Genomic DNA, 1,482 nt, shown 5'->3' with positions numbered 1-1,482 from the left:
GGTGGCGCGCCAGGAGCCGGGGGCGGAGGTGCAGTCGGAGTCGTGCAGCAGGAGGGTGGCACCGCCGGTGAGGCCGGGGCGGGCGGTCGCGTAGACGGACGCGCCGGTGGCCTCGGCCGTCCAGTCGCGGCCCCAGGCGGTCCACAGCACCGTGCGCAGGCCGAGGCGGCGGGCGGCCAGGGCCGGGCCCGCGGTCAGGACGCCGTACGGCGGGCGGTACCAGAGCGGACGGGCGCCGCAGAGTCCGGCCACCGCCTCGGTGGCGCGGCGCAGTTCGCGCAGGTCGCGGCCGGGGGCCGGGTACCACTGCCGCCGGTGGTGCCAGCCGTGGACGGCCACCTCGTGGCCGCGCAGCACCAGCTCCCGGCCGAGCGTGGGGGCCCGCTCCAGCATCGCGCCGAGCAGGAAGAAGGTGGCGCGCGCACCGAGTTCGTCCAGCGCGTCGAGGACGTACGGGGTGCTGCGCGGATCGGGGCCGTCGTCGAAGGTCAGGGCGACGTGGCCGGGCGCGGTGCCGTGGCCGGCGGTGCGGCGTGCCAGGGTGCGGCGCAGCGGCGGCAGCCGGACGGCGGCCGGGGCGAGGTGCAGGAACTCGGCCCCGGCGGCGACGGCGAGGGCCCCGGCGGCGAGCGCCCCCGGGCGCCGGGCGGCGCTCACCCGAAGCGGGAGGCCATCCGGCGGAACACGCCCGGGGCCACCCCGTGGATGCGGGCCGGGAAGCCGAGCCACTGCGGGACGTAGAGCCGGTCGCGCCCGGTGGTGATGGTCGCGACCACGACGTCCGCGACCCGCTCCGCCGGGACCGGGCGCGGGCGGTCGCGCTGGTACGGCGTGCCGCGCCGGTCGAAGAACGGGGTGTCCACGGCCCCCGGGAGCACCAGGCGCACCCCCACCCCGGTGCCGCGCAGCTCGTACCAGAGGCTCTCCGCGAACATCGTCAGCCCGCCCTTGGTGGCGGCGTACCCCGACTCGTCCCGCACGCCGACCTGGCCGGCCATCGAGCCGAGCAACACGATCCGGCCGCGGCGGCGTTCCAGCATGCCGGGCAGCAGCAGGCGGACCAGGCGTAGCGGGGCGGCGAGATTGACCTCGATCATCCGGTCCAGGGTGTCGGAGGGCGTCTGCGCGTACGGGCCGCGCCAGCCCAGGCCTGCGCTCGCGATCAGGGCGTCCACCCGGCCGGCCGCGGCCAGGGCGGCGTCCGCGAGGCGGGCCGGGCCGTCCGGCTTGCTCAGGTCCTCGGGCAGGGCGCGGCCGCCGGTGCGGTCGGCGAGTTCGTCGAGGCGGGCGCGGTCGGTGCCGGAGAGCAGGGTGTGCCAGCCGGCGTCGGCCAGGCGGGTGGCGGTGGCGAGGCCGATCCCGGAGGAGGCGCCGGTGATCAGCGCGACCGGGCGGTCGGCCGGGGCGGCCGGGGCGGTCCGGCCCTCCGGGGATCTCGGGGCCGAGGGCTCCTTGGGGTCCGAGGGGTCCGAGGGGTCCGAG

At 78.9% G+C, this 1,482-nt stretch carries 2 protein-coding genes; both read right to left on the bottom strand.

Features of this window, described 5'->3' with window-relative positions:
* Nucleotides 1–657: polysaccharide deacetylase family protein (locus tag ACIQOV_RS41130; RefSeq protein ID WP_401056221.1), on the bottom strand; the 657-nt coding region annotated here is incomplete at its 3' end.
* On the bottom strand, nucleotides 654–1,482 hold an 829-nt coding region (locus ACIQOV_RS41125), incomplete at its 5' end, for an SDR family NAD(P)-dependent oxidoreductase (protein WP_401056219.1). The genes ACIQOV_RS41125 and ACIQOV_RS41130, both read right to left, overlap by 4 nt.

Source organism: Kitasatospora sp. NPDC091257 (assembly GCF_044757675.1).
GTDB classification, from domain to species: Bacteria; Actinomycetota; Actinomycetes; order Streptomycetales; family Streptomycetaceae; genus Kitasatospora; species Kitasatospora lactacystinica.
Note: the sequence above shows the minus strand (reverse complement) of the source record. Positions and strands in the feature narration are given on the sequence as shown.